19 protein-coding genes are annotated in these 20,040 nt (G+C 64.5%); 10 read left to right on the top strand and 9 right to left on the bottom strand.

Translation table 11 applies throughout. The features are described from left to right. Positions 1-283: 283 nt before the first annotated feature. Positions 284-1,465 (top strand): acetyl-CoA C-acyltransferase, encoded by a 1,182-nt coding sequence (locus tag GHK62_RS03820; RefSeq protein ID WP_153437011.1) that lies wholly within the window; start codon positions 284-286, stop codon positions 1,463-1,465. 205 nt (positions 1,466-1,670) lie between these two features. On the opposite strand, the gene lpdA is transcribed toward GHK62_RS03820, so the two are convergent. The 5 genes from lpdA to GHK62_RS03795 form a co-directional block, all read right to left on the bottom strand. Further along, on the bottom strand, positions 1,671-3,065 hold the full coding sequence (gene lpdA, locus GHK62_RS03815; protein ID WP_153437010.1) for a dihydrolipoyl dehydrogenase: 1,395 nt from the start codon (positions 3,063-3,065) through the stop codon (positions 1,671-1,673). A 7-nt stretch (positions 3,066-3,072) separates the two neighbouring features. Continuing rightward, the gene (locus GHK62_RS03810) at positions 3,073-4,353 is read right to left on the bottom strand and encodes a dihydrolipoamide acetyltransferase family protein (protein WP_153437009.1); all 1,281 of its coding nucleotides are present in this window, start codon (positions 4,351-4,353) and stop codon (positions 3,073-3,075) included. A gap of 2 nt (positions 4,354-4,355) precedes the next feature. Next, on the bottom strand, positions 4,356-5,369 hold the full coding sequence (locus tag GHK62_RS03805; protein ID WP_153437008.1) for an alpha-ketoacid dehydrogenase subunit beta: 1,014 nt from the start codon (positions 5,367-5,369) through the stop codon (positions 4,356-4,358). Position 5,370: 1 nt separating this feature from the next. Beyond that, positions 5,371-6,603, bottom strand: a complete 1,233-nt coding sequence (locus tag GHK62_RS03800; protein ID WP_153437007.1) for a 3-methyl-2-oxobutanoate dehydrogenase (2-methylpropanoyl-transferring) subunit alpha — start codon at positions 6,601-6,603, stop codon at positions 5,371-5,373. 356 nt (positions 6,604-6,959) lie between these two features. After that, positions 6,960-8,291 carry an NAD(P)/FAD-dependent oxidoreductase gene (locus GHK62_RS03795; protein ID WP_153437006.1) on the bottom strand — a complete coding sequence of 444 codons (1,332 nt, stop codon included), beginning with the start codon at positions 8,289-8,291 and terminating at the stop codon, positions 6,960-6,962. 300 nt (positions 8,292-8,591) lie between these two features. Between GHK62_RS03795 and GHK62_RS03790 the strand changes: the two genes are divergently transcribed. Both GHK62_RS03790 and GHK62_RS03785 read left to right on the top strand, forming a co-directional pair. Further along, a complete protein-coding gene (locus GHK62_RS03790; RefSeq protein ID WP_153437005.1) occupies positions 8,592-9,329 on the top strand; it encodes an SDR family oxidoreductase in 738 nt (245 codons plus the stop codon). 160 nt (positions 9,330-9,489) lie between these two features. Continuing rightward, positions 9,490-9,882, top strand: coding sequence for a winged helix-turn-helix domain-containing protein (locus GHK62_RS03785; RefSeq protein ID WP_153437004.1), 393 nt, complete (start codon positions 9,490-9,492; stop codon positions 9,880-9,882). Between the two features lie 13 nt (positions 9,883-9,895). On the opposite strand, the gene modC is transcribed toward GHK62_RS03785, so the two are convergent. The 3 genes from modC to modA all read right to left on the bottom strand — a co-directional run bounded on the left by modC (position 9,896) and on the right by modA (position 12,604). Next, complete coding sequence (gene modC / locus GHK62_RS03780; protein WP_153437003.1) at positions 9,896-10,969, bottom strand: molybdenum ABC transporter ATP-binding protein; 1,074 nt, start codon at positions 10,967-10,969, stop codon at positions 9,896-9,898. After that, entirely contained in the window at positions 10,966-11,658 is a 693-nt protein-coding gene (gene modB / locus GHK62_RS03775; RefSeq protein WP_167528139.1) for a molybdate ABC transporter permease subunit, read from the bottom strand. Before modB ends, modC begins: the two co-directional genes overlap by 4 nt. A gap of 145 nt (positions 11,659-11,803) precedes the next feature. Continuing rightward, the gene (gene modA, locus GHK62_RS03770; RefSeq protein ID WP_153437001.1) at positions 11,804-12,604 is read right to left on the bottom strand and encodes a molybdate ABC transporter substrate-binding protein; all 801 of its coding nucleotides are present in this window, start codon (positions 12,602-12,604) and stop codon (positions 11,804-11,806) included. Positions 12,605-12,805: 201 nt separating this feature from the next. Here modA and ung point away from each other — a divergent pair, with 201 nt between their 5' ends. From ung to GHK62_RS03740, 6 genes are all read left to right on the top strand, one after another. After that, on the top strand, positions 12,806-13,513 hold the full coding sequence (gene ung, locus GHK62_RS03765) for a uracil-DNA glycosylase (RefSeq protein ID WP_153437000.1): 708 nt from the start codon (positions 12,806-12,808) through the stop codon (positions 13,511-13,513). A gap of 116 nt (positions 13,514-13,629) precedes the next feature. Then, the gene (gene cobF / locus GHK62_RS03760; protein ID WP_153436999.1) at positions 13,630-14,400 is read left to right on the top strand and encodes a precorrin-6A synthase (deacetylating); all 771 of its coding nucleotides are present in this window, start codon (positions 13,630-13,632) and stop codon (positions 14,398-14,400) included. A gap of 132 nt (positions 14,401-14,532) precedes the next feature. Then, positions 14,533-15,903 carry a precorrin-3B synthase gene (gene cobG, locus GHK62_RS03755; protein WP_153436998.1) on the top strand — a complete coding sequence of 457 codons (1,371 nt, stop codon included), beginning with the start codon at positions 14,533-14,535 and terminating at the stop codon, positions 15,901-15,903. 2 nt (positions 15,904-15,905) lie between these two features. Continuing rightward, entirely contained in the window at positions 15,906-16,538 is a 633-nt protein-coding gene (locus GHK62_RS03750; RefSeq protein WP_153436997.1) for a precorrin-8X methylmutase, read from the top strand. Then, positions 16,535-17,287, top strand: a complete 753-nt coding sequence (locus GHK62_RS03745; protein ID WP_184108584.1) for a precorrin-2 C(20)-methyltransferase — start codon at positions 16,535-16,537, stop codon at positions 17,285-17,287. The genes GHK62_RS03750 and GHK62_RS03745 overlap by 4 nt, the downstream gene beginning before the upstream one ends. Then, positions 17,284-18,048, top strand: a complete 765-nt coding sequence (locus GHK62_RS03740) for a precorrin-3B C(17)-methyltransferase (protein WP_153436995.1) — start codon at positions 17,284-17,286, stop codon at positions 18,046-18,048. Before GHK62_RS03745 ends, GHK62_RS03740 begins: the two co-directional genes overlap by 4 nt. Here the strand turns inward: GHK62_RS03740 and GHK62_RS03735 are convergent. Beyond that, positions 18,012-18,812 carry a cobalt-precorrin-6A reductase gene (locus tag GHK62_RS03735; RefSeq protein ID WP_153436994.1) on the bottom strand — a complete coding sequence of 267 codons (801 nt, stop codon included), beginning with the start codon at positions 18,810-18,812 and terminating at the stop codon, positions 18,012-18,014. The two genes, GHK62_RS03740 and GHK62_RS03735, sit on opposite strands and share 37 nt — an antisense overlap. On the opposite strand from GHK62_RS03735, the gene cbiE reads away from it, so the two are divergent. Beyond that, complete coding sequence (gene cbiE / locus GHK62_RS03730) at positions 18,790-20,022, top strand: precorrin-6y C5,15-methyltransferase (decarboxylating) subunit CbiE (RefSeq protein WP_167528140.1); 1,233 nt, start codon at positions 18,790-18,792, stop codon at positions 20,020-20,022. The genes GHK62_RS03735 and cbiE overlap by 23 nt on opposite strands. The last annotated feature ends 18 nt before the right edge of the window (positions 20,023-20,040 follow it).

Genomic DNA, 20,040 nt, shown 5'->3' with positions numbered 1-20,040 from the left:
TCGTCGTCTTCCCGCCGAGCCCGGGGAGCTATGCGTCGGAGCGGATGGGTTGACGCAGCCGGCGACTACCGCTGTTGCTTCGCCGTTTTCCGCGGCTATAGTCGCTCTCAGATTACGCTGACGCGCACGCCTGGGGCTGAGGGCGCTTGCTCCTCACCCTAGCTCTCTTCCCGCAGGCGGGAGGGGGAGCGGCGCGGCATGCCCCTTCTCCCCGCGAGCGGGGAGAAGGTCGCGGCAGCGGGATGAGGGCCAGAAACGGCGCTCTCCATTCGGGAGGACGAAGATGAGCAATCGCGATCCAGTTGTTATCGTGTCGGCGGCGCGCACGCCGATGGGTGCCTTTCAGGGAGGATTGAAGGACCTGGCGGCACCGGAACTCGGCGCCATCGCCTTGAAGGCGGCGCTCGAACGTGCCGCGCTCGATGCGGTCGACGAAGTCTTGATGGGCAATGTCTTGCCGGCCGGCATCGGCCAGAACCCCGCTCGCCAGGCGGCCATTGGCGCCGGCCTTGGAAAGGAAACGCCCTCGACCACGGTCTCGAAGGTCTGCGGCTCGGGCATGAAGGCGCTGATGCTCGGCCACGATGCGCTTCTCTCCGGCAGTGCGTCGGTGATCGCCGCCGGCGGCATGGAGTCGATGACCAACGCCCCCTATCTGCTGCCCAAGGCCCGTGGTGGCTTCCGACTGGGTCACGGCGAGGTCAAGGACCACATGTTCCTCGACGGGCTGGAGGACGCCTATTCCGGTCGGTTGATGGGAACCTATGCCGAGGATACTGCGCAGCATTACCAATTCTCCCGGGCCGATCAGGACGGCTTCGCCCTTCGTTCTCTCGAAAGGGCGCTGAAGGCGGCGGAAGAGAAGTCCTTTGCCGGCGAACTTGTGGCAGTCGTCGATGGCGGCAAACGCGGCAGTGCCAATCTCGACCGGGATGAGGGGCCGACGAAGGCCGATCCGGCGAAGATACCGAAGCTGAAACCCGCCTTCCGCGACGGCGGCAGCGTCACGGCTGCCAATTCCTCCTCCATCTCCGACGGCGCCGCCGCCCTGATCCTGATGCGCGCGAGCGAAGCGGAAAGGCGAGGACTGACACCGCTCGCGATCGTTGCCGGCCATGCCGGCCACGCGCAGGAGCCGGCCTGGTTCACGACCGCACCGATCGGCGCCATCGAGAAGCTCATCGACAAGCTCAACTGGGAGAAAGCGAGTGTCGGTCTCTACGAGATCAACGAGGCCTTCGCCGTCGTCGCCATGGCGGCGATCCGCGATCTCGGCCTCTCCGACGACATCGTCAACATCCACGGCGGCGCCTGTGCACTCGGCCACCCGATCGGCGCCTCTGGCGCCCGTATCGTCGTAACCCTGCTTCATGCGATGCGCGCCAACGGCGTCAAACGCGGCATCGCCTCGCTCTGCATCGGCGGAGGCGAGGCGACGGCGGTCGGGCTGGAACTGCTGCAGTAGCGCGGAAAAAGACTCTTCCCCAACCCTTCCCCACAAGGGGGAGGGGCTTGGAGCCCGCTGCAACCGACTATGGACACCTGGAAATGTCGAGCGAACGAATCGTCAAAATGGAGTGAGCGGACGCGGCATCTAAGCCCCTCCCCCTTGGAGGGTTGGGGAGGGGTCTTTTTCAGGCGCGCCAACGCGTAATGATAGGAGGCGCCTCTCAAATATGCAGCGCGTGCCCCAATCCCTTGAAGGCTGCTTCCTGGAACGCCTCCGATTGCGTCGGATGCGCGTGGATGGTGCCGGCGATGTCCTCAAGGCGCGCGCCCATCTCGATCGCCAGCGCGAAGGTCGCCGAGAGTTCCGAGACGCCGTGGCCGACCGCGTGGATGCCGAGGACGAGGTGGTTGTCGGCGCGTGCGACGACGCGGACGAACCCGTCCTCGGAAAGCGTCGTCATGGCGCGGCCGTTCGCCTGGAAGGGAAACTGGCCGATCTTGATCTCGACGCCGGTCGCGCGCGCCTCGTCCGGTGAAAGGCCGGCACTGACGATCTCCGGATCGGTGAAGCAGACGGCCGGGATGCAATGCTTATCCCAACTCCGCTTATGTCCGGCAACGATCTCGGCCACCATCTCGCCCTGCGCCATGGCGCGATGGGCGAGCATCGGCTCACCGGTGACGTCGCCGATCGCGTAGATGCCGCGCATCGAGGTGCGGCACTGATCGTCGATGCGGATGAACCTCCCGGCGAGATCGAGATCGATCTCCTCGATGCCCCATCCTTCCGTGACGGGCCTGCGGCCGACGGTCACGAGCACCTTTTCGGCAGGCACCTCGAAAGGCCGGCCGTTTTCTTCCGCGAGCAGCCCGCGGCCATCGGCTGAGAGCCGTTTGGCGGCAGTGCGCGTGAAAACGTCGATGCCGAGTTCGCCGAGGCGCTTCATCACCGGCTTCGAAAGATCCGCGTCGTATTGCGGCAGGACACGCTCCATGGCTTCGAGCACGGTGACCTTCGAGCCGAGCTTGGCGAAAGCGATGCCGAGTTCGAGGCCGATATAGCCGCCGCCGATGACCGCCAACGTATCGGGAACCGTTTTCAGCGCCAGCGCACCGGTCGAGGAGATAACCTTCTCGCCGAAGGGCAACTCGGGCAGTTCGACCGGCGCCGAGCCCGTGGCGATGACGACCGCCTCGGCGCGAATGCGCTGCAGGCCGGTCTCGGTCTCGACGTCCACGGTCTTGCCGTCGACGAAGCGTGCCTCGCCGACAACCGCCTTGACGCCCGCCTTCTTCAACAGGCCCGTGACGCCGCCGTTCAACCGTCCGACAATGCCGTCCTTCCAGGCGACGGTGCGCGCGAGGTCGATTGCCGGCGCGCTCAGCGAAAGTCCGAGCGGGCTCTTGCCGGACTCTGCTGCGCGGAGTTTGTGAAATTCCTCCGCGGCGTGGATCAGCGCCTTCGAGGGGATGCAGCCGACATTGAGGCAGGTACCGCCGGCCTTTGCCTTTTCGACGATCACGGTGTCGACGCCGAGTTGGCCGGCGCGGATGGCGCAGACATAGCCGCCGGGACCGGCACCAAGCACCAGGAGCTTGCAGGAGATATCCTTCATGATCGCATCATCCTTCCACGAAAATCAGCGCCGGCGTCTCGAGCAGCGTCTTCAGCCGCTGGACGAAGGTCGCGGCATCCCAGCCGTCGATGACGCGGTGGTCGAAGCTCGACGAAAGATTCATGATCTTGCGCGGAACGAATTGCGTCCCGTCCCAGACAGGACGGATGGCGATCTTGTTGACCCCGACAATCGCCACCTCCGGATGGTTGATGACCGGCGTTGAGGCGATGCCGCCAAGGGCGCCGAGGGAAGAGATGGTAATTGTCGAGCCGGTCAGCTCGTCGCGGGTCGCGGTGCCTGTGCGGGCGGCATCCGCCAGCCTGTTCAGCTCCGCAGCGCAGTCCCAGATTCCGCGCGCCTCGGCATGGCGCACGACCGGGACGGTAAGGCCGGCAGGGGTCTGGGTGGCGATACCGATGTGAACGGCGGCATGCCGATGAATGACGCCGGCGCCATCGTCGAAGGTGGCGTTGACGCCCGGCTGCTCGGCGATGGTCTTGACCAGAGCCCGCATCAGGAAGGGCAGGACCGTCAGCTTTGGCTGATCGGGCTTGCGGTCGCGGTTCATCGTCGCGCGCAGGTCTTCAAGCGCCGTCATGTCCATTTCCTCCACATAGGTGATGTGGGGAATGCGCGAGGTGGACAGCGTCATCTTCTCGGCGATGCGGCGCCTGAGGCCGGTGACCTTGATTTCCTCCACCGCCGTCTTGCGGACGAGACCGGTGATCGCCGGCGCGGGCTGGGCGCCGCGGCTCAAAAAGAGATCGAGATCGTCATGGGTGATCCGCCCGGCAGGACCGGTGCCGGTTACCTGCCGAAGGTCGACACCGCTGTCCTTCGCGCGGAGCCGGACGGCCGGCGAGGCGAGCGGTTTCCTGGAAAAGTCCAGCGCCTCGCGCGGCGCCGGTGCCGGCCTTGGCTCGGTCTTTTCGGGCTTTGGCGGTGCCTTTTCCGGGGGCGGGGCAGAGACGGCGACCGGTTCGTCGAGAACGGCTTCGGCAAGCGCCTCCGGAACGCTATCCGGTTGTGGTCCGCCGTCTTCGCCAGCGGTCTCGATCCGGACGAGCGGCGCCTTGACCGCGACCGTGTCGCCGATTTCAGCGCCCAGCCACAAAACCTTGCCGGTGACCGGCGAGGGGATCTCGACGGTCGCCTTGTCGGTCATGACCGCGGCGAGCACCATGTCCTCGCGCACGGGATCGCCGGGCTTCACGTGCCATTCGACAAGCTCGGCCTCGGCCACACCTTCGCCGACATCGGGCATCTTCAGGATAAACTCGCCCATCGTCAGGCCTCCATCACTTCGGTGAGCGCGCGGCCGACGCGCGCGGGGCCGGGGAAATAGTCCCATTCCTGAGCGTGCGGGTAGGGTGTGTCCCAACCGGTGACCCGTATGACAGGGGCTTCCAGATGATAGAAGCAATGCTCCTGCACGAGAGACACGAGCTCAGCGCCAAAGCCGGATGTCAGCGTCGCCTCGTGCACGACGACGCAGCGTCCTGTCTTGGTGACGGACTGCACGATCGTATCGAGGTCGAGCGGCAGCAGGCTGCGAAGGTCGATCACTTCCGCGTCGATCCCGGTTTCTTCGGCGGCGGCGAGCGCGACATGCACCATGGTGCCATAGGCGACCACCGTCACGGCCGAACCCTTGCGTCGGATTTCGGCCTTGCCGATCGGGATCGTATAGTGCCCCTCCGGAACGTCGCCGAGCTCATGTTTCGACCAGGGTGTCACTGCACGTTCGTGGTGGCCGTCGAAAGGGCCGTTGTAGAGCCGCTTCGGCTCCAGGAACATCACCGGATCGGGATCCTCGATCGCCGAAATCAGCAACCCCTTGGCGTCGTAAGGGTTCGACGGAACGATGACCTTCAGGCCGCAGACATGGGTGAAAAGCGCTTCCGGGCTCTGGCTGTGGGTCTGGCCGCCGAAGATGCCGCCGCCGGTCGGCATGCGCAGGACGATCGGGCAGGTGAAGTCACCGTTCGAGCGGTAACGAATGCGTGCCGCCTCCTGGGTAATCTGGTCGTAGGCCGGATACATGTAGTCGGCAAACTGGATTTCGACGCAGGGTTTCAGCCCGTAGGCGGCCATGCCGATCGCGGTACCGACGATGCCGGATTCGCTGATCGGCGCGTCGAAGCAGCGGGTCTTGCCGTACTTTGCCTGAAGCCCTTGGGTGCAGCGGAAAACGCCGCCGAAATAGCCGACGTCCTCGCCGAATACGACGACGTTCTCATCGCGCGCCATTGAGACGTCCATGGCGCTGCGCACCGCTTCGATCATTGTCATTCTGGCCATGTCAATACCCTGCCTTTTGCCGCTGGCGGCGGATGTGCGGCGGCATCTCGGCGTAAACCCCCTCGAAGATATCGCGTACGGACGGCTTGCCGCCGGCATGCAGCGTGCCGTGGCTTTCCGCCTGCTTCTGTGCCTGGATCACCTCGTCCATGATTTCGGCTTCCGCCTGGGCGTGACGCTCTTCCGACCACGCGCCTCGGACGATCAGGTGCTTCTTCAATCTCAGCACCGGATCGCCGAGCGGCCAGGCTTCCGATTCCGTCTTCGGGCGATAGGCGCTCGGGTCGTCGGACGTGGAGTGCGCGCCGACACGGTAGGTCACGTATTCGATCAGCGTTGGCCCGAGATTGCGTCGCGCCCGCTCCGCCGCCCAGCGCGCAACCGCGTAGACGGCGAGATAGTCGTTGCCGTCGACGCGCAACGCCGGAATGCCGAAGCCCAAGCCCCGCGCCGCAAAGGTGCCCGAGCCGCCGCGGGCGATGCCCTGGAAGGTCGAAATCGCCCACTGATTGTTGACGATATTGAGGATGACTGGCGCCCGGTAAGTGGATGCGAAGACGAGCGCGGAATGGAAGTCCGACTCCGCGGTCGAGCCGTCACCGATCCAGCCAGCGGCGATGCGCGTGTCGTTCTTGATCGCCGAGGCCATGGCCCAGCCGACCGCCTGGACATATTGGGTGGCGAGATTGCCGGAAATCGTGAAGAAGCCATGCTCCTTGGAGGTGTACATCACCGGTAGCTGGCGCCCGTGGCACGGATCGCTCTCGTTCGAGAAGATCTGGTTCATCATCTCGACCATGGGGTAATCGTCGGCGATGAGAAGACCGGCCTGTCGATAGGTCGGGAAATTCATGTCGCCCTTGCGAAGGGCTCTGCGGAAGGCGCAGCTTACGGCCTCCTCGCCAAGATGCTGCATATAGAAGGACGTCTTGCCCTGGCGCTGCGCCATCAGCATGCGCGCGTCGAAGGCGCGCAGCGTCATCATATGCCTGAGGCCGGTCAGCAGTTCCTCATCGGACAGAAGGCCTGCCCAGGGCCCGACGGCTTCGCCATCGCGGTTGAGCACGCGGATGATCGAAAAGGCGAGGTCCCTGATCTCTTCCGGCGCGACGTCCACTTCGGGGCGAGGCACGGAGCCGGCCTTGGGTATCTTGACGTTGGAGAAATCGGGCTGGCCGCCCGGCCGGACGGCCGGTTCGGGGACATGCAAACTCAAGCGGCTGAATTCATCCATGCGGATTCCGGCCTCCCTTCCGGATTGCGCATCGCACGCAAATCAATGCTTCGGGGAAACGGCGTTGCCGGTCTCATGGCATGGGACGGCAACGATCTCGCGTCATAGCATACTCCTCCGCCCAACGCTGCCAATTGCCGTCTCAATCCCCGTTCTCCCAAGGGGATACATGCTGACAGACTGCCATGAGTTCAGGGGGAGATGAAGGGTTTTCGCGGTATCTGCCGGCCGCCGTTTGAAGAAAGACAGAATACTGCCATTGCGTCCCGGATGCGCGACCGGAAACAGGCAGCAGTCACGGTTGCGAGAAATTTTCTTTCGCAGCCGGCTCAGTGATCGGCCTCGAAAGCGCGCCTTCAGACCGGCGGCGCGATCTCGAGCGGCGTGCCGTCGGAAAAACGCGAGAGTCGGAAATGCGAAGGATCGACGATGGGCTGATCTCCCGTGACGAGATCGGCGACGAGGTGACCGGCGCCGGGGCCGATCCCGAAGCCATGGCCGGAAAACCCGGTTGCGATCGTCAGTCCAGGGACGCTTTCGGCAGCGGAAATGACCGGCACGGCATCGGGCGTGACATCGATGAGCCCGGCCCAGATCTGCAGCGGTGCGGTCTGTCGGAGTGCCGGGAAGACCTTTCTTGCTTGCTCGAACGCCGTTAATGCAGAGCGCGGGTCGGGCCGGGGGTCGAGGATCCGGTGGCGTTCGAAGGCGCCGGGGCGGTCGAGCGGCACGGATGTGATCTCGAAGAGCTCGCGCCAGCTCTGCGCGCTCAAGCCAACCTGAACGGCCTCGCCCTCGGCCTTTCGCGCAGGCTGAAATTCTCGAAAGAACGCGAAACTGTCCGGAACGATTGGATGCAGGTTGGCGCCGCCGTCGGCGATGGTATAGCCGCCGTCGAGCCGCTTGCGGTAGGCATAGGTCGCTGTCGCGCCAGCGCCCTCGGGTCCGCCGTCGACCGGCGCCGTTCTGAGCACGGTGTTGCGCACCTTCAGTTGCGGTAGCCGGATTCCGAGCCCCTTGCAAAAGAGCCGAGACCAGGCACCGCCGGCAAGAACGACCGTCGCGGTTTCGATGCGGCCCTTTTCCGTGATGACGGCGCTGATCCGGCCGCCGCTTCTCTCGACCCCGCGCACGGCGCAGCTTGTGACGATATGCGCCCCGGCGCGCCTCGCGCCTGCGGCGATCGCCGGCACCGCCTTCTGCGGCTCGGCCCGGCCGTCGCTCGGCGTAAAGAGCGCGCCTTTGTAGCGGGTGATTGCTCCGGCCATCCTCGACTGCGTTTCATCCGGGCCGATCTGGCGGCTGTCGACTCCGTGATGCCTGGCATGCGCCAGCCAGGCGTCCCGATTGGCGATATCCCGTTCGTTTTCCGAAACATACAAGATCCCGCTGCGGCGAAATCCGGTTTCGCCGCAGACACGCGCATCGAGCGTATCCCAGATCTTCAGTGCCGCCATGGCAAGCGGGATCTCGCGGCGGTCGCGGCCCATGACGCGCACCCAACCCCAGTTGCGGCTCGATTGTTCGCCGCCGAGGATGCCTTTCTCGCAGAGCACGACTTGAACGCCGCGTTGGGCGAGGAAGAGCGCGGTGCTGACGCCGATGATGCCGCCGCCGACAATGACGACCTCGGCTTTCGGAGGCAGAGAATTGTCGGTGGCGACAGGATCGAGAACGGGACCGGGCATAAGTGGCTCTTGGATTAAGTGGTATGGTGATGGTCCAGCAATCGCTGCACCCTTCCTCGCTCCCTATCAAGATCGTGCGACCAATTAGCTGGCTGCGATGCGCAATTGCCACAGGAACGCAGAGCACCTGGGGCACTCGCCCAACAGACTGACATCTACCGGACTAACACGCGGCTGTTCTGTCTTTTTTCGATAAAAATACGATTGCTTGCTTGACAGATCGGCGCGCTCCGATGTCTCTTGGCGGGCATCAGATAGGCCGGAGCGCCGGCGAGTGCAAGCACGGATGAGGAGGGAAACATGGGCGGACTTCTGGCGGGCAAGCGAGCGGTGATTACGGCGGCGGCGCAGGGCATCGGCCGCGCGGCGGCCGAGGCTTTCAGCCGTGAGGGCGCCTCGGTAGTGGCGACCGACATCAATGAGGAAAAGCTCGCCGAACTCGCGACCCTAGGGATCGAGGTGGCGAAGCTCGACGTGCTCAGCGAAGAGGCGGTCGTAGGCTTTGCAGCGCGTACCGGCACCATCGACGTTCTCTTCAACTGCGCCGGTTTCGTCCATGCCGGCACGATCCTCGAGGCAAGCGAGAAAGACTACGACTTTGCCTTCGACCTGAATGTGAAATCGATGTTCCGGATGATCCGCGCCTTTCTGCCCGGCATGATCGAAAAAGGCGGCGGCTCGATCATCAACATGTCCTCCGTGGCGGGCGTGCCGATGGGTGTCCCGAACCGCTTCGTCTATTCGGCCAGCAAGGCGGCGGTCGTGGGGCTCACCAAATCTGTGGCGACCGATTTCATCGGCAAAGGCATCCGCTGCAACGCCATTGCGCCGGGCACGGTTCAATCCCCGTCGCTCGAGGAGCGGATGAGGGCGCAGGGCAATTACGAGCAGGCGCGCGCCGCCTTTATTGCCCGCCAGCCGATGGGCCGGCTCGGAACGCCTGAGGAGATCGCGGCGCTCGCCGTCTATCTCGGCAGCGATATCTCCGCCTATACCACCGGACAGGTGCATGTGATCGACGGCGGCATGAGCCTCTAAAGCGCGTCGCGTTCAATCGGACTCATGCGACGCGCTTTAGGTCATTGCTTTTTGTGCATGTCGTCGTCCCAAAGCCGCTGCACACTCTTGGGCGACATGCATTAGAACGTACCGTGCGGCTGGACTTCCAGAACGTTGGCCGAGACTCTATGCTCGCGGCATGCGTGACGAAGACTATAAACTCCACCCGGTCCTGCGTATCGATTTTCCGCCCGGCGACCGCCTAGGGCGTGGCAAGATCATGCTCCTGGAACTCATCCGTGAAACCGGTTCGATTTCCGCCGCCGGGCGTGCGATGGACATGTCCTACCGGCGCGCCTGGCTGCTCGTTGATGCCTTGAACCGGATGTTCAAGGAGCCTTCGGTGGAATCGCAGCGCGGCGGCAAACAGGGCGGCGGTGCCGCTGTCACCCCTTTCGGAGAGACGCTGATCCAGCGCTTCCGGGCGATGGAAGCAAAGGCTTGCGCAGCAATCAGGGACGATCTTGACTGGCTTGAGGCCGTTCGCGACCGCAATGCTGTTTCCGCAGAGGAAACGGCTCGGCACGAGTGAGCCACGCCCGCGCTTAATGGTCGAGCGCCACCGTCTTGACGATCGCGTGCACTGATTTCCCGGGCGCAAGCTGGAGCGCATCGCGCGACAGGACGGTGATACGGGCGAGAATGACATTACCACCACACTGCACGCGAACGTCGATGCTGCCTTTTTCATCGGGCGACAGATCGATGACTGTTCCCTCGAACACGTTGAGTGCGCTGATGCCTTCAGGGCGCATGGTGGCAAGCATCACATCGCGCGCTGCGATATGCAGGCGAACGCCGTGGCCCGGCGGAACGAAGAGTTGCGGCACGCGTACGAGACATTCGCCCGCCCGGACTATCGTCAGACTGTGCGCGCTGTCGTGGCTCTCGACCACGCCTTCGAGCAGCGCACCTGCCTCGCGCCAGTCCATCGCATGCACCGCCGCCGGCTGGCTCAGGATGATGGCCGTGTCGCCCGACGCCTGGACCCGGCCGTTCTCGATCACGATGACGCGTTCGGCCAATCGGGCGACTTCCGCGACCGAGTGGCTGACATAGACGATCGGAATTCTGGTTTCATCGCGCAGCCGCTCGAGATAGGGCAGGATCTCCGCCTTTCGCGCCTCGTCGAGCGCGGCGAGCGGTTCGTCCATCAACAGGAGACGGGGGGAGGAGAGCAGCGCACGGCCGACGGCGACGCGCTGGCGTTCTCCGCCGGAAAGCGTCGAGGGACGACGATCCAGCAGATGGTCGATGCCAAGCATTTCCACGATCCGCCCGAATTCTGGGGCGGACTTTGGGGCGCTGGAAAACCAGCGCCCATAGGTCAGGTTTCCGCGGACGCTCAAATGCGGAAAAAGCCGGGCTTCCTGGAATACATAACCGAAGCGACGCCGGTGGATTGGCGTGAATATCCGCTTTCCGCTGTCTGCGATCACATCGCTGTCGAGCACGATCCGGCCGACATCGGGACGAAGAAGTCCGGCGATGATGTTTATAAGCGAGGTCTTGCCCGACCCCGAGCGGCCGAAAAGCGCCGTGACGCTGTCGTCGGACGTGAATGCGGCGTCGATTGTAAAATCGCCGATCCGGTGGCGGGCTTCGACCTTGAGACTCATGCCGCCACCGACCGTTTTGCCGCGACTGCAGCGAAAAGCTCCGACAGCATCAATGCCGTCATCGAGATGACGACCGAGATGACGGCGAGGCGCATCGCTCCGGCGTCGCCGCCCGGAACTTGCGTGAAGGCGTAGATCGCCGAGGAGAGCGTCTGCGTCTCGCCCGGGATGTTGGAGACGAAGGTGATCGTCGCTCCGAACTCGCCCATCGCCTTGGCGAAGGAGAGGATCATGCCGGCAATAATGCCAGGGAGGATCAGCGGCAATGTAACTGTCACGAACACCCATGCCGGCCCGGCGCCGAGCGTGGCCGCGGCGTCCTCGAGCTTGCGGTCGACCGCCTCGATCGACAGCCGGATGCTGCGCACCATCAAAGGAAAGCCCATGACCGCGCAGGCAAGCGCGGCACCCGTCCAGCGAAACGAGAAGACGATGCCGAAATTTTCGGCAAGGAAGGCGCCGATCGGCCCTCGACGACCGAAGAGGAGCAGCAGGACGAAGCCAGTGACCACCGGCGGCAGGACGAGCGGCATATGCACGATGCCGTTCAGGATCGACTTGCCCCAGAAGCGTCCGCGCGCGAGCACCATGGCGGCGAGCAGTGCCGGCGGCAGGCTGCACAACATCGCGACGGTGGCGACGCGCAGGCTCAGTTGGACCGCCGTCCACTCCGCATGGTTCAATGTCATCCACCAATCCAAACGCCAATTTCCTCCGCACTCTGCGCTGTAGATCCTTTCCGACCCGCGGCACTTTGAACGCCTACCCGATCTTATCCGTGAATCGATAATGATTTCAGCGGGCGTTTGCGCATTCCGCAGAGTGTCGCATCAGCTATTTAAGCACCGTGAAGCCCTGGGCTTCGAAAAGCGCTGCGGCCTTGGCCGACTTGACGAAGTCGATATAGGCGGCAGCGTCGGCGCTCCTGCTGTCGGTGGTGATGGCGATCGGATAGACGATCGGCGGATGACTGTCCTCCGGGAAGGTGCCGACCACCTTGACGCCCGGATCGGCGGCCGCATCCGTCTGGTAGACGATGCCATAGGGAGCCTCGCCGCGCGAAACCAGGAGAAGTGCGGCGCGTACGCTCTCCGCGCCCGCTATCTTCTGTTCGACGGCTGGCCAGAGCCCCAGTTTTTCCAGTGCCGCCTTGCCATATTTGCCGGCCGGAACCGTATCGACAGCGCCCATCGCCAGGCGGCCGTCGCCGATGAGAGCAGCGAGGTCGAAACCGGGCTTGATATCGACGACTGCCGAATCGGGCTTTGCGGAAACGAGGACGAGGCGGTTGCCGAGCAGGTTGGTGCGGGTATCCGTTTTGATCAGCTTCTTGTCGGCAAGATAGTCCATCCACGCGAGATCGGCCGAAATGAAGACGTCCGCGGGCGCGCCCTGTTCGATCTGCTTCGCAAGGGCCGAGCTTGCCGCATACGAGGCCGTGGTCTCCTTGCCGGTTTCCTTTTGCCATTCGGCATTTATCTCGTCGAGCGCGTTCTTCAGGCTTGCGGCGGCGAAGACCGTCACCTTTTCTGCCGCACGTGCCGGAGCGAGAACCGCACCCGCCAGAGCGAGGCCCAGCGCCAGCGCCAGGGCATTGAGCCCCAAACCCGCGAGCCAATCTCTCCGTCCCCTCATCCGTGGCCTCCAGTCGTTCGTGATATTTTTGAGAATATAACGCTTCGCTGTTTTGGTTAGCGCTATATACGAATAAATACAATGCTTCCCCGCGAGGATAATCAAAAACAGTGAACCGAGGCGGCGAACATCGCGGCAGTGCTTGCGATGGCCGTTCGCGGGGCTAAATTCCTGAGCGAAAGATAAGCGAGGGACATGCCCATGGATGCGACGATCAGGCTGGAAGAGACCTGGAAGACCGCGCTGGCGCCGGAATTCCGTCACACCTATATGGCCGATCTCAAACGGTTCCTGCTGGACGAGAAAGGGCAGGGCCGGCAGATCTTTCCCAAGGGCAGCGAATATTTCCGGGCACTCGACCTGACCCCGCTCGATAAGGTGCGCGTCGTTATCCTCGGGCAGGATCCCTATCACGGCGATGGCCAGGCGCACGGGCTTTGCTTCAGTGTGCGCCCCGGCGTGCGCATACCGCCGTCGCTCGTCAACATCTACAAGGAGCTTCAGGACGACCTCGGCATCCCGCCGGCGCGCCATGGCTTCCTCGAAAGCTGGGCGCGCCAGGGCGTTCTGCTCCTGAACGCTGTTTTGACGGTCGAGCGAGGCCGTGCGGCATCGCATCAGGGCAAAGGCTGGGAGCGCTTCACCGACGCCGTCATCCGGGTGGTCAACGAGCAGCAGCACCCCGTCGTCTTCATGCTGTGGGGCTCCTACGCGCAAAGAAAGGCAGCCTTTGTCGATCAATCGCGGCATCTCGTGCTGAAGGCGGCGCACCCTTCACCGCTGTCGGCTCATTCGGGCTTTCTCGGCTGCCGGCATTTCTCGAAGGCGAATGATTTTCTCGTTTCCAAGGGGTTCGATCCAATTGACTGGCGGTTGCCGGAGAAGCCGGAGATTGCCGACGGTCCCTGAGTTGACTGATCCAGTCTTGACGCGGTCCCACCGACGCCTGTCGCTCACAAACCTTGCGCCATTGCCTCCGATCAGCCAAAGACTGCCCGACAAGGCGCAGCGCGAGGCGGAAGAACATGCGGCATATCCTGATTATCGGCATCGGCGCGGGCAATCCCGAACACGTGACCATTCAGGCCATCAACGCCCTCAACAAGGCTGACGTGCTCTTCATCCCGACCAAGGGAGCGAAGAAGACCGAGCTTGCCGAGGTTCGCCGTGAGATCTGCGCGCGCTATGTGACCAGAAGCGACAGCCGCACGGTCGAGTTTGCCGTGCCGGTACGCCAGACCGAGGGGCGGAGCTATAGCGGCAGCGTCGACGATTGGCACGAAAGCATTGCTGCGATCTATGAGGCACTGCTGCTCGGCGAACTCGGCGAAGGGCAGACCGGTGCCTTCCTGGTCTGGGGCGATCCGATGCTTTACGACAGCACGATCCGCATCGTGGAGCGCGTCAAGGGGCGAGGGCACGTCGCTTTCGATTTCGAAGTCGTTCCCGGCATCACCAGTCTTCAGGCGCTCTGCGCCAGCCACCGCATCCCGCTCAATCTCGTCGGCAAGCCGGTTGAGGTCACCACCGGCCGGCGGCTTGCCGAAAGTTTTCCGGATAAAAGCGAAACGGCGGTGGTCATGCTCGACGGGGAGCAGGCGTTTCAGAACATCGACGACCCGGATGCCGAAATCTACTGGGGTGCCTATCTCGGCACGCCGGACGAAATCGTCATCTCCGGCCGTCTTGCGGATGTGAAGGAGGAGATCCTCAGGGTGCGTGCCGAGGCGCGGCAGCGCATCGGCTGGATCATGGATATCTACCTGCTGCGCAAAGGTGCCGATTTCGACGAGTAGAGGCAAGTTCGCCGCCAGCCTCGATGCAATATCACTCGCCCTTTGATCTCTCTCAAAGCGCTCGCCTGTGATATAGCGTCCATCGAAAGTGGCGGGGACCATTGCCTGTTGCCGGGAGGATTGACCAAAGCGATGACAAGTTGTGCCACGCCCAGACCAGACGCGGCCGATGCATCCATGCGGCGGGGCACCTGTCCGTCGCTTGCGAAACCGATGCAGACCGGCGACGGATTGCTGGTTCGGCTGCGGCCCGCGACCGGCAGCTTGACGCCCGCGGAACTGCGGGCGCTTGCCGTCGCCGCCGAGCGCTTCGGTAATGGCATTCTGGAAGTGACCGCGCGGGGCAATCTGCAGGTCCGGGGCCTAACCGCAGCGAGCGTCTCCAGCCTGGCGTCGGCAATCGGCGAAGCGGGCATTGCGGTTGCCGCAGGTGTTGCGATCGAAACGCCGCCGCTTGCCGGGGTCGATACGGACGAGACCAGCGATCCCCGTCCGCTCGCGCTGGCCTTGCGTGAAGCGATCGCCGCGCACAATCCGCCTCTCAAGCTCGCGCCGAAGCTCTCGATCATCGTCGACGGCGGCGGCCGCTTTCATCTCGACGATATCGTTGCCGACCTTCGTTTGAAGGCGGTGAAATCGGATGACGGCGTGGCCTGGCTGCTTTCGCTCGGCGGAACGGCGCGCGCGGCGCGGCCGGTCGCACTGCTCGATCAGCGCGAAGCCGTTCCCGGGCTCCTCGCCGTTCTCCGCAGGCTCGCCGCCACGGGTGACGCGGCGCGTGGCCGTGACCTCGATGTGGACGTGGTCAAGGACGACTTGGCGGGCGGAGCGCGTTCGCCGGGGACATCGACCCTGGTAATGGAACCGGCCGTGCCGGTTGCCGGCCTGCACACCCTTGCCGACGGCACCACCGTCCTTGGCGTGGGCCTTGCCTTTGCCCAGGCCGATGCGGCCGGCCTGACAGCCTTTCTGCGCAAAGCCGAGGAACTGGGAGCGGCCGAGATAAGGCTGGCACCGGGGCACGGGTTTTTCGTGCTCGGACTCGATCGTGAAGCCGCAGCGAAAGTGCAGCGCCTGGCGTTGTCGCTGGGCTTCCGCATTGCCTCCGACGATCGGCGCAACCATATCGCCACCTGCGCCGGGACTGGCGCCTGCGCATCCGCAATGATGGAGACCAAAGCCGTCGCACGGTTGATGGTCGAGGCAGCACCCGAGCTGCTCGACGGCTCGTTGACCGCGCATCTCTCCGGCTGCCCCAAAGGATGCGCTCGACCGTCGTCTGCGGAACTGACGCTTGTCGGTGCGCCATCAGGATATGGGCTTGTCGTAAATGGTACTGCTTCCATCGCGCCGAGCGCCTACACGGATGCGAATGGAATAGGATCCGCCTTCGCGCACCTTGGTGCGCTGGTGCGGAAAAACAAAGACGCTGGCGAATCGGCGCGGTCCTGTCTTACACGGCTCGGGGCCGCGCGCATTGCCGCCGCGTTTGAACAGGGATAGAAATGCCGGACTACGACTATATCCGCGATGGCAACGCCATCTATGAGCGTTCCTTTGCGATCATCCGGGCCGAGGCCGATCTTTCCGGCTTTTCCGAGGAGGAGGCCGATCTCGCCGTGCGCATGGTGCATGCCTGCGGCTCGGTCGAGGCCGCGCGCCAATTCGTCTTTTCGCCGGACTTCGTTTCCGCCGCGCGCACGGCGCTGAAAAACGGCGCGCCGATCTTCTGCGACGCGGAAATGGTGGCGCATGGCGTGACGCGGGCGCGGCTGCCGGCCGGCAACGACGTCATCTGCACGCTGCGCGATCCGCGTACCGTCACGCTTGCGGCCGAGATCGGTAACACGCGTTCGGCGGCGGCGCTGAAACTCTGGGGCGAACGGATGGGCGGCTCCATCGTTGCGATCGGCAATGCGCCGACGGCGCTCTTCTACCTGCTTGAAATGCTGCGCGACGGCGCGCCGAAGCCGGCAGCAATCCTCGGCATGCCGGTCGGCTTCGTCGGTGCGGCGGAATCGAAGGACGCGCTCGCCGAAAATTCCTATGGCGTTCCGTTCGCGATCGTGCGCGGCCGTCTTGGCGGCAGCGCCATGACAGCGGCGGCCCTCAATTCGCTCGCGAGGCCGGGCCTGTGAGCGCGGTCGAGATGGGCAGATTGATTGGTGTCGGCACAGGCCCCGGTGATCCCGAGCTTCTGACGGTGAAGGCGGTGCGGGCTCTCGGCGAGGCGGATGTCGTCGCCTATTTCGCCAAGGCGGGACGCAACGGCAACGGCCGTGCGGTGGTCGAGGGCTTGCTGAAGCCGGGCATGGTCGAGCTGCCGCTCTACTATCCGGTAACGACGGAGATCGACAAGGACGACGGCGTCTACAAGAGCCAGATCACCGATTTCTATAACCAGTCCGCCGAGGCAGTTGCTGCACATCTTCTGGCCGGGCGCACGGTCGCGGTGCTCAGCGAGGGCGATCCGCTCTTCTATGGATCCTACATGCACCTGCATGTGCGGCTCGCGGGCCGCTTCCCGGCCGAGGTCATTCCGGGCATCACTGCCATGTCCGGCTGCTGGTCGCTTGCGGGATTGCCGCTCGTCCAGGGCGACGACGTCCTGTCCGTTCTGCCCGGCACGATGGGCGAGGGTGAGCTTCAGCGCCGCCTTGCCGATACCGAGGCCGCGGTGATCATGAAGGTTGGCCGCAACCTGCCAAAGATCCGCCGGGCGCTTGCCGCCGCCGGGAAGCTCGATGCCGCCGTCTATGTCGAACGCGGCACGATGAAGAATTCCGCGATGATCCCGCTTGGCGAGAAGCCGGACGACGAGGCGCCCTATTTCTCGCTGGTGCTCGTCCCCGGTTGGGAGGATAGGCCCCGGGAGGACAGGCGATGACCGGCAGGCTTTTCATCGTCGGCACCGGGCCCGGCAATCCGGCGCAGATGACGCCGGAGACCCGCGAGGCGATTTCCGCTGCGACCGAGTTCTTCGGCTATGGTCCCTATCTCGATCGTCTTGACCTTAGGGCCGACCAACACCGCATCGCCTCCGACAATCGCGAGGAGCTGGACCGCGCCCAGGCGGCGCTTGCCCGCGCCGCAGCGGGCGCGGACGTCTGCGTCGTTTCGGGTGGCGATCCGGGCATCTTCGCCATGGCGGCCGCCGTCTGCGAGGCGATCGACAAGGGGCCGGCGGAATGGCGCAAGGTCGATCTCGTGATTACGCCCGGCGTGACCGCGATGCTCGCGGTCGCTGCCCGTATCGGTGCGCCGCTCGGCCATGATTTCTGCGCCATGTCGCTTTCCGACAATCTGAAGCCCTGGGAGGTGATCACGAAAAGGCTGCGATTTGCCGCCGAGGCCGGGTTTGTGATTGCGCTCTACAATCCGATCAGCAAGGCGAGGCCCTGGCAGCTCGGAGAGGCTTTCGCCATCTTGCGACAGGTCCTGCCTCCTCACGTGCCGGTCATCTTCGGCCGCGCGGCGGGCCGACCGGATGAGCGCCTCACGGTAATGCCGCTCGGCGAGGCCGATGCCAACCGCGCCGACATGGCGACCTGCGTGATCATTGGCTCTCCGGAAACGCGCATCGTGCCGCGCGACGGCAAGCCAGATCTCGTCTACACGCCACGGTCCTTTACCGGGGAAAGCCGCTGATGGATGCGTTCGAGCGCTTCATCGCAATCGCCGACCGACGGCACGTCGGCGGGCTTGTGGCGCTCGACCATGATCACCTCGATACCGAGCTTGCGCGCCGCGGCGATCTTGCCATAGGTCGCGGTGCCGCCGCTGTTCTTGGCGACGACGATGTTGATGCCATGCTCCTTGAAGAGGTCGATCTCGTCCGCTTCCGCGAAAGGACCGCAGGCGAGAATGGCGGTGACGTCCGGCAGGGCGAGCGGCGGCGTCACCGGGTCAACGCTGCGAACGACGTACTTGTGGTGCGGCGCCTTCTCGAAGTGGAATGCCTCCTGCCGGCCGATTGCCAGGAAGACACGACGCGGCGCTCCACCGAGTGCGGACACGGCCTCGGCCACGCTGTCGACGCGCGTCCAGCGATCTCCGTGTTCAAGCTCCCAGGCAGGGCGGCGGAGCGCGAAAATTGGCGTTCCGGTTGCTTCCGCCGCCGCGGCGGCATTGTGGGAAATACGGGCGGCGAAGGGATGCGTCGCATCGATCAGCAGCGCAACGTTCTCCGCCTTCAGGAAGGCGGCCAGACCCTCGGCGCCGCCGAAACCGCCGACTCGGGTCGGCAGCGGTTGCGGGCGCGGGTCGGCGGTGCGGCCTGCGAGCGAGATGACCGCATCATAGCCAGAATCGGCCGCAAGACGCTCGGCGAGCTGCCGCGCCTCGGTTGTGCCGCCGAGGATCAGAATGCGAGGTCTGTCCATGGCTGACATGTCGAACAGCGCTTCGGCCATCGTCGCCCCCTGGTTGGTGATCATCGGTATCGGTGAGGATGGTGTAGCGGGTCTCGGCGACGAGGCCAAGCGGCTGATTGCGACCGCGCCGGTCGTCTTCGGCGGTGCCCGGCATCTCGATCTTGCGGCCTCCCTGATAACGGGCGAGCGCCAAGCCTGGCAGAGCCCCTTCGAAAAATCCGTCGAGGCGATCGTTGCAAGGCGGGGCAGCGCCGTCGTCGTGCTCGCTTCGGGCGATCCTTTCCTGTTCGGCGTCGGTGCCACGCTTGCTCGCCGGATCGATACTGGCGAAATGCGCACCATTCCTGCGCCATCCTCCTTCAGCCTTGCGGCATCACGGCTCGGCTGGGCATTGCAGGACGTGGCGACGGTTTCACTGCATGGGCGGCCGCTCGATCTCATCCGGCCGCACCTGCAGCCGGGCGCTCGTGTCTTGGCGTTGACCTCGGACGAGGGTGGTCCGAAGGCGCTTGCCGGGCTCCTTTGCGACAGCGGATTTGGTCAATCCCAGTTTATCGTTCTGGAGGCGCTGGGCGGCGAACGCGAACGTATATCGCGGCAGATCGCATCGAGCTTCGCTCTCGAAGACCTGCATTCCCTGAACGTCTGCGCCATTGAAGTCGTTGCCGATGCCAAAGCGCGGGTATTGCCGCTTGCTGCCGGCCTCGACGATGCCCTGTTCGAGCATGACGGACAGATCACCAAGCGCGAGGTGCGCGCGTTGACGCTCTCGGCGCTGGCGCCGCGCAAGGGTGAGTTGCTGTGGGATATAGGCGCCGGTTCCGGCTCCATCGCCATCGAATGGATGCTGGTGGACCCGGCGATGCGCGCTATCGCCATCGAGGCGTCGCCCGAGCGTGCGGCGCGTATCGGCCGCAATGCGGCGCGCTTCGGCGTGCCAGGGCTGGCGATAGTCGAGGGTGAGGCGCCGGGGGCGCTTCGTGGCCTCGCGCCGCCGGACGTCGTCTTCATTGGCGGCGGCGGCAGCGAGCCGGGCGTGATGGATGCCGCGATCGCTGCACTCGGCCCCGGTGGAAGGCTGGTGGCAAATGCGGTGACGACGGAAATGGAAGCCGTCCTCATCGCACAGCATGCGCGGCTCGGCGGCTCGCTGATCCGGATCGATATTGCCCGGGCCTCCCCGGTCGGAACGATGACCGGCTGGCGGCCGGCGATGCCGGTCACACAATGGTCGTGGATCAAGCCCTGAGCGAATTTCTAAGAGGAT

The sequence above is a fragment of the Sinorhizobium terangae genome, from assembly GCF_009601505.1.
GTDB lineage: Bacteria > Pseudomonadota > Alphaproteobacteria > Rhizobiales > Rhizobiaceae > Sinorhizobium > Sinorhizobium terangae.
The sequence above is the reverse complement of the archived record's forward strand: the minus strand, read 5'-3'. Positions and strand labels throughout refer to the sequence as shown.